Consider the following 7,484-nt stretch of genomic DNA (forward strand, 5'->3'; position numbering starts at 1 on the left):
GAGGAACAGTTCGCGCCGTGTTTTGCGTTTCTTGATAGTGTATTCGGCTTCGGCGAAGGTCAGTTGGCTCATGATTGAATCTGTGTATGTTGGAAATGGGGTAAATTATGCCAGACTGGAGCAGTTTTTCAGAGGTTCCCTAGATGCCGGTAATCTGGATTTGCGTAATACTCCTCTTCCCTCCAGCAACTGTAGGTCAGCTTAATGACGTGGGTGTCCCTGCTGCCGCAGGCGCTGGTGCGCAGTTCGCCCCAGTCCATGGATTCTGTCGGTGTTTCTTCCGCGGTTTGCCTCGTGTTTGTGCTCAGAAAAGCGATGACAAGTCCGCTCCAGAAGTATCGCCGAGCCGCTTCCGGGTCAGTGCAATAGTCTAAGAGCAGGCGCAGTGCGTGGCAGCCGGTGACGCCGTGCAACAGGGTAAAATCGCCGCTGTTACGATAAGCGCTCAGTGCGACTTGGGCAATAGCCTGTAGGTCCAGTTGCTGGGGCTGGACAGGTGTGTCGAGCCATCCACTCTGATGGGTGACTGCTGCCATGTGGGCGGCGATATTGCCTGGGGCCGCTGGCATGGTGGGATACCGGTAAGCCAATAGTGAGGGGATTTCTGCTGCCGGCACCTCTATTCTGTGGTCACAGGTGGGTAATGTCCGATATTCCAGATTCCAGTAGGCGAGGCCGGTAGCAATCTCCTGTTGGTGATTGGCATCCACACCGTAGGCGGTACGAATGAGTGGATGGAAAGCGGCGGAGGCAATCGCCGGCAACAGTGGTGGCAGTTCACGGCGCAGGCACTCTGCGATACCGAGCTGGCACAGCTGGTGTTGATAATAGTCGATGGCGGTGGGCAAAAGTTGTTCGCGGTTGCGACAATCGCCAATCGCAACTTCGGGGTTTGGCGGGGGCAACCGGGGGCTTTCCAAAAGGGGGGCGGAACGGTCGAAGGCCTGTTGCAGTTGTTCGCGGCTGGCCCCCATTTTGTCCAGTGCGATCAACACCATGGGCAGGTGGTTGGCCAGACGGTCACCATAGTGAACATGGTAACGACTGGCCGCTTCCAACAGTTCTGCACAGTAGCGGGTAATGGCCATAGGTTCCCTCCTTGGCGGTGGTTTCTCTGTTATTTCAGTTTGCGCAATGGTCCATTGAGTGTTGCATACCGGATGGTTGAACTGCCTGGCGAAGCCGGTTGGTCACCAGATCAGAGCTAATCATAGCGCGCTCCGCAGAATTTGTGATTACGGAGTTGTTGTGGCACTGGCCTGGATGCTGTTCGCGCTGGTGGAATCCTGTCTGTTTGTTGCCCGTCGGTTTTGGTCGGTGGGCAACAGGTACAAAAAAGCCCGCAGTCTGCGGGCTTTGGCTCAGGTCTTGAGCTTCTTGTAGTGCATCCGGTGGGGCGCGGCCTGATCCCCTTTGCGCTTGACGAAATCCTCGTGGTAATCAGTGTAGTTGCCGGCGAAGAACACCGCTTCGCTGTCGCCCTCATAGGCGAGAATATGCGTGGCGACGCGATCGAGGAACCAGCGGTCGTGGGAGATTACCAGGGCGCAGCCGGGGAAGTTGAGCAGGGCCTCTTCCAGGGCGCGCAGGGTTTCGATGTCCAGGTCGTTGGAGGGTTCATCCAGCAACAGCAGGTTGGCGCCCTGCTTGAGGGTATAGGCTAGGTGCAGGCGCCCGCGCTCACCGCCGGACAGTTCGCCCACGCGTTTCTGCTGATCACTGCCTTTGAAGTTGAAGCGGCCTACATAGTTGCGTGAACCCACTTCGTAGTTGTTGATTTTGAGCATGTCGTGGCCGCCGGAGATGGCTTCCCACACTGTTTTGCTGTCATCCAGGCTCTCGCGCCCTTGCTCCACGTAGGCCACTTTGACTGTTTCGCCGATTCTGATCTCGCCGGAGTCCGGCTGTTCGCTGCCACTGATCATGCGAAACAGAGTGGACTTGCCAGCACCGTTGCCGCCGACGATGCCCACGATGGCGCCCTTGGGTATGCGGAAGGACAGGTTGTCGATCAGCAGCCGGTCGCTGAAGCCCTTGCTCACCCGGTCGAATTCGATCACATTGTCGCCGAGGCGCTCGCCGGGTGGGATATAGATTTCGTTGGTCTCGTTGCGACTCTGGAACTCCTGGGACTGCATTTCCTCCAGGCGCGCAAGGCGGGCCTTATTTTTGGACTGGCGCCCCTTGGGGTTCTGGCGCGCCCATTCCAGTTCCTTCTGCATGGCTTTGATACGGGCCTGTTCGCCGCGCTGCTCCTGTTCCAGGCGCGCTTCTTTCTGCTCCAGCCAGGTGGTGTAGTTGCCCTCCCAGGGGATGCCGTGGCCGCGGTCCAGTTCCAGTATCCAGCCGGCGACATTGTCGAGGAAATAGCGGTCGTGGGTGATGGCCACCACGGTACCGTTAAAGTCGTGCAGGAATCGCTCCAGCCAGAATACGGATTCCGCATCCAGGTGGTTGGTGGGTTCGTCCAGCAGCAGCATATCCGGGCGGGACAACAGTAGCCGGCACAGGGCTACGCGGCGTTTCTCACCCCCGGACAGGTTGCTGACATCCGCGTCCCAGGGTGGCAGGCGCAGGGCATCTGCGGCCACTTCCAGGCGGTGCTCCAGATTATGGGCATCCCAGGCCTGGATAATGTCTTCGAACTGTTGCTGTTTTTTTGCCAGGGCATCGAAATCCGCATCCGGCTCTGCGTAGTCGGCGTACACCTGTTCCAGGCCGGCAAGGGCGTCGATGGCCTCACGCACACCATCTTCCACATTGCCCCGCACTGTCTTGCCGGCATCCAGCTGGGGTTCCTGGGGCAGGTAGCCCACCTTGATACCGGGCATGGCGCGTGCTTCACCATTATAGTCCTGGTCGACCCCCGCCATGATACGCAGCAGGCTGGATTTGCCGGCGCCGTTGAGCCCCAGCACACCGATCTTGGCGCCGGGGAAGAAAGACAGGGAAATATCCTTGAGAATTTCACGTTTGGGCGGTACTACTTTGCCCACCCGGTTCATGGTGTATACGTATTCGGCCATTTGGGGGTCCGTACTTGGTGTTGGAATCGGTCAGAATTTGCGCGCAACTTATCAGTTTGCGTAAAAAGTGCAACTGTGCCAGAGACCCATGGGTGGCTGTAATCCGGTGTAGCTGACGCCGGCGTTGATCTGTGTTTAACTGCGGCGTTATCGCGGTCAACGGCAACAAGGCGTGCAGTAATGAATCAGGATTCTCCGGTATTGTTTTCCCGGCACGGCGCCCTGGCGGTCGCCACCCTGAACCTGCCCGGGGCCCTCAATGCGTTGAACCTGCAGATGATAGAGCTGCTGGCGGCGCAGCTGGATGCCTGGGTCGCGGATGATGAAGTGGCCGCTGTGTGGATAGACGGCAGCGGTGATAAGGCTCTCTGTGCCGGCGGTGACGTGGTGGCCTTGTACCGGGAGTCGACTGTTTATGGCGAGACCCCCGATTACAGCTACACCACCAGCTTTTTTTCCAGCGAGTACCGCCTGGACTACAGGATACACACCTACCCCAAGCCCATCGTGGTGTGGGGGGGCGGTATCGTCATGGGGGGCGGTATCGGCATCATGGCCGGTGCCAGCCATCGCATAGTGACCGAGACCACCCGCATGGCTATGCCGGAGATCACTATCGGGTTGTTCCCGGATGTGGGGGGCAGCTGGTTTCTGAATCGTATGCCCGGCCGCCTGGGACTGTTCCTGGGTCTGACCGACGTACAGTTCACTGGCAGCGACGCACTGTTTGCGGGCTTGGCGGACCGGCTGCTGCCGGCAGCCGATGCCCGGAAGGTACTGGGTAGTGTGGCGGCACTGCCGTTTGGCGCCAATGTGGAACAGAATCACCAACTGGTTACCGACTGTCTGCGAGAGTTGGAGATGCCGCGAGACCGCTGGCCGATACAAAAGCTGCGGGCTCGTTATGAGATGATCCAACAGTTGACTGACGCCGCCACGCTGCCGGAGGTTTGCCGAGGGATTACCGGTTACCGCGGTGACGACGAGTGGCTGCAGCGGGCCGCCGCGACACTGGCTGGCGGCTCGCCACTGACACCCTGGATTGTCTGGGAGCAGTTGCGCCAGGGCAGGGGCCTGCCGCTGGCCGACATATTTCGCATGGAGCTGGTGCTGGCGGTGAATCTGTGTGCCAGTGGGCATTTCCGCGAAGGCGTGCGCGCCCTGCTGATCGACAAGGATCGGCAGCCACGCTGGCAGCCGGACAACCTGTGGGAGATTCAGACTGCACAGGTGGACGCCTGCTTTGTGCCCCCCTGGCCAGAGAATCCGCTGAGGGATCTAGCAGGCTGTTGAAAAAGTCCTTTTCAGCAGCCTGCTGTCCCGAACAGGGATGTTCGGGCCGCAAATCAAGCATGTAACTGCTTGATTTGTCGTGGAGGGTTTGCGGACATGAGCCGCAAACCCGGGTTGAGGGAAGCCAGGGAGGGCTTTCTCAACAACCTGCTAGGAGTCTCTGACTAGCTAAGTGCAACCTCAGGCTTTACGTCGGGTTTGATATCAAGGCTGGCTGCCTTTCAAGCACAGCGGAAGGGCCCGACGCAAAGGCCACAGGACCTTGCCAAGCGAGGCCACAGGCTTCGCCGAGGCAGTACTGAATTAATCAGGGGCTTCCGGGCTGAGCGAGGCGGCGTCCGATAGGGCACAGGGAGATAATTACAATTTAGGAGCTGCAACAATGGCAAAGGTCGCGTTTATCGGTCTCGGCAACATGGGCGGACCCATGGCCGCCAATCTGGTCAAGAAAGGTTTTGCCGTCAGTGCATTTGATCTGTCCCGGGAGGCGATGGCACAGGCGGAGGCACATGGGTGCGCGCTGGCGGCGAGCGCGGCCGAGGCGACGGAGGGCGCCGAAACCTTGATCTCCATGTTGCCCGGGGGAGAAGCGGTGAAAGGACTTTTTCTCGGTGCGCGGGGGCTGTTGCAGGCCCTGGATGACGACGTGCTGGTGATCGACAGCTCCACCATCGCCGCCAATGACGCGCGTCAACTGATCGCCGCAGCCGGTGAGCGCGGTCTGCGTGCCATAGACGCGCCTGTTTCCGGTGGCACTGCGGCGGCTGCCGCGGGTACTCTCTCCTTTATGTGTGGCGGTGACACCGGAGCGGTGCGGGCGGCGGAACCCTACCTCAAAGCCATGGGTACCAATATCTTCCATGCCGGACCTGCGGGCAGTGGGCAGGTGGCCAAGATCTGCAACAACATGCTGCTGGCGATTCATATGCTCGGCACTGCAGAAGCGCTGCAACTGGGTGTGGACAATGGCCTGGACCCACGGGTGCTGTCGGAGATTATGCAGGCCAGCTCCGGCGACAACTGGTCGCTGGACAAATACAACCCCTACCCCGGTGTGATGGAAGGTGTCCCGGCCTCCCGGGGCTACACAGGTGGTTTTTCCGTGGCGTTGATGCAAAAGGACCTGGGTCTGGCGATGGATACGGCTGCCAACAGCGCCTCTTCGACGCCCCTGGGCGCCCTGGCAAAAAATCTCTATCAGTTGCACGGGGTCGACAGGGAAACCCAGCAATTGGATTTCTCCAGTATTCAGAACCTCTTCCGCCGCCCTGCAGGCGACTGATGGATTGCGAAAGCGCAGCGGTTTTCTTTAGGTGCAAAGGCGCTCCGGCGGTGCCGTGACGTAGGCGTGCAGCGATTCATACAGCTTCCGGGTCGGGGTGCCGAATAGCGGATCCTGCTGTCGCCGCAGTTGCCGACCAATCTTACGCCAATCCTCCTCTGTCAGCAGTTGTTCGAGCTGCGGAAAAATATGCGTGTTTTCGCGTTGCATGTGCTGTCGCTGCAGTTCCAGGTAATTCTCTGCGGCCCTCAGCAGCTGGCTGCGCTCCACGGCGACATCGTTGGCAACGGCATAGAAAAGCGCCGCCGTATGACTGGTTGCGGCGGCAATCGCCTTGTGTTCCTCCCGAGCTGTCAGTATCTCCGCGCTGCAGTTGATGGATTTTTCCATTAGCCTGGCCATGGCCAAGTCTTCCAGTGGGTGGTGCCAGCGGTCTGGATAGACACTGATATAGTCGAGGGCGTCGAGAATCAGGCTGAGGGTGGAGGGGCTTCGATCGCGTCTATCCAGGTCGGCCAGCAGGCGTTCCACGGCATCCAGCAGCAGTTGCATATTGTGGTGGTCCCGGCACAGCTGTCGGTACAAGTAGTGCATGATGCCCTCCCAGGCAGGTTGACTGGTCCGATGTTATGGCGTCGCGGGGGCTGTCACTTGACGTAGATCAATTCCTGCCGCCGAGCTGGCGCGGCATTTGGCCTGTTGCCGGTAACCCCAAACAAACCGGACCAGGGCCACCTCGCCAGTTGGGTCAGGCAACCCGGCGTTGTTTTGATTTGGATCAAGGAGCTGCCCCCGGTCGCGGCTAACCTGGGCCTGCCCCGCTCATAGTCGTAGCGCCGATAACAATAAAATGGATGGATACCCTTGCGGGCGGGGCAGTTTTTTATGAATTTTTGGAGAGCCCGATGAAATTGTTTGCCGCTCTGGCTACATTGCTGTTGTCAGTCCCCACTATGGCTTATGAGGCCGGTACCTTTATTGTGCGCGGAAGTGTCGCCACAGTCAGCCCGGATGTCAGTTCCAGCTCCCTTTCCCTGGGGGGAGCCGAGCTGCCGGGCACTGCTGCGGATGTGGATGACGCCAGTGCATTGGGGCTCACCGGTACCTATATGCTGAGTGACCACTTTGGCGTCGAGGTCGTGGCGGCCAGCCCTTTCAGTCACGGCCTGGAAGTGAGTGGACTGGGGGATACCATCTCCCTGGGTGAAACCAGCCAGTTGCCCCCCACAGTGTTGCTGCAGTGGTACCCAATGCAACCCTCGACTTCGGTTCAGCCTTATCTGGGCTTGGGGGTGAACTACACGGTGTTCTTTGATGAGGAAGTCAGCGGGGCTGCCAACAGGCTTTTCGGCACCCTGGGGGCCACCGGTAATGCCGACTTGTCGTTGGAAAATTCCTTCGGTCTGGCCGCCGAGGCCGGCGTAGACATGGCTTTTGGCGCGGATCGGCGCTGGCTTCTTAACTTGGCGGTATTGTGGGTGGATCTGGACACGGAGGCGAAGGTTTCCGTTCCCGGTCTCGGCAATGTTACTGCGGATGTGGATGTGGACCCATTGGTGACTATGGTAGGTCTGGGCTATCGTTTCTAATTTTCGCCGGATCAACGCGGAGCGGGAAGAGGTGCCGCCATTAGAGCAAGGGAAGCGCTGGCCATTGAAATATCGGCAAAGCGGCGTTGTCGCGTGGTTTTTCGCGGCAGGGGCAAGTTGACCATGCATTATTTATTAAATTGGCGATTGACTAGGGCCTGTTAACACTAATTTTGATAAAATCTGCGTTTATGGAAATCACAAAATCGCAATTCAAAATTATCGAACACCTGCTGCCTTTACAGCGAGGTAACGTCAAAATACCGAATATACAGGTCATAAACGCTGTTTTGT

6 protein-coding genes are annotated in these 7,484 nt (G+C 58.8%); 3 read left to right on the forward strand and 3 right to left on the reverse strand.

The window, feature by feature from the left end:
- Nucleotides 1-128: 128 nt before the first annotated feature.
- Together AB1S50_RS18450 and ettA are read right to left on the reverse strand one after the other, a co-directional pair.
- The gene (locus AB1S50_RS18450; protein ID WP_367152658.1) at nt 129-1,088 is read right to left on the reverse strand and encodes a questin oxidase family protein; all 960 of its coding nucleotides are present in this window, start codon (nt 1,086-1,088) and stop codon (nt 129-131) included.
- A gap of 273 nt (nt 1,089-1,361) precedes the next feature.
- Nucleotides 1,362-3,026 (reverse strand): energy-dependent translational throttle protein EttA, encoded by a 1,665-nt coding sequence (gene ettA, locus AB1S50_RS18455; RefSeq protein WP_367152659.1) that lies wholly within the window; start codon nt 3,024-3,026, stop codon nt 1,362-1,364.
- A 180-nt stretch (nt 3,027-3,206) separates the two neighbouring features.
- On the opposite strand from ettA, the gene AB1S50_RS18460 reads away from it, so the two are divergent.
- Both AB1S50_RS18460 and mmsB read left to right on the forward strand, forming a co-directional pair.
- A complete protein-coding gene (locus tag AB1S50_RS18460) occupies nt 3,207-4,319 on the forward strand; it encodes an enoyl-CoA hydratase/isomerase family protein (protein ID WP_367152661.1) in 1,113 nt (370 codons plus the stop codon).
- A gap of 382 nt (nt 4,320-4,701) precedes the next feature.
- Nucleotides 4,702-5,601 carry a 3-hydroxyisobutyrate dehydrogenase gene (gene mmsB / locus AB1S50_RS18465; RefSeq protein ID WP_367152662.1) on the forward strand — a complete coding sequence of 300 codons (900 nt, stop codon included), beginning with the start codon at nt 4,702-4,704 and terminating at the stop codon, nt 5,599-5,601.
- 27 nt (nt 5,602-5,628) lie between these two features.
- Here mmsB and AB1S50_RS18470 read toward each other — a convergent pair whose 3' ends face one another.
- The gene (locus AB1S50_RS18470) at nt 5,629-6,195 is read right to left on the reverse strand and encodes a hemerythrin domain-containing protein (RefSeq protein ID WP_367152663.1); all 567 of its coding nucleotides are present in this window, start codon (nt 6,193-6,195) and stop codon (nt 5,629-5,631) included.
- Nucleotides 6,196-6,506: 311 nt separating this feature from the next.
- Between AB1S50_RS18470 and AB1S50_RS18475 the strand changes: the two genes are divergently transcribed.
- Nucleotides 6,507-7,190, forward strand: coding sequence for an OmpW/AlkL family protein (locus AB1S50_RS18475; protein WP_367152665.1), 684 nt, complete (start codon nt 6,507-6,509; stop codon nt 7,188-7,190).
- Nucleotides 7,191-7,484: the final 294 nt, after the last annotated feature.

The organism is Microbulbifer discodermiae (genome assembly GCF_040742695.1).
In the GTDB taxonomy this organism is placed as follows: Bacteria; Pseudomonadota; Gammaproteobacteria; order Pseudomonadales; family Cellvibrionaceae; genus Microbulbifer.

Bases quoted from the DNA above. Each gene is read 5' to 3' on its own strand.
- AB1S50_RS18450 (WP_367152658.1), bottom strand. From the start codon at position 1,088: ATGGCCATTACCCGCTACTGTGCAGAACTGTTGGAAGCGGCCAGTCGT.
- ettA (WP_367152659.1), bottom strand. From the start codon at position 3,026: ATGGCCGAATACGTATACACCATGAACCGGGTGGGCAAAGTAGTACCG.
- AB1S50_RS18460 (WP_367152661.1), top strand. From the start codon at position 3,207: ATGAATCAGGATTCTCCGGTATTGTTTTCCCGGCACGGCGCCCTGGCG.
- mmsB (WP_367152662.1), top strand. From the start codon at position 4,702: ATGGCAAAGGTCGCGTTTATCGGTCTCGGCAACATGGGCGGACCCATG.
- AB1S50_RS18470 (WP_367152663.1), bottom strand. From the start codon at position 6,195: ATGCACTACTTGTACCGACAGCTGTGCCGGGACCACCACAATATGCAA.
- AB1S50_RS18475 (WP_367152665.1), top strand. From the start codon at position 6,507: ATGAAATTGTTTGCCGCTCTGGCTACATTGCTGTTGTCAGTCCCCACT.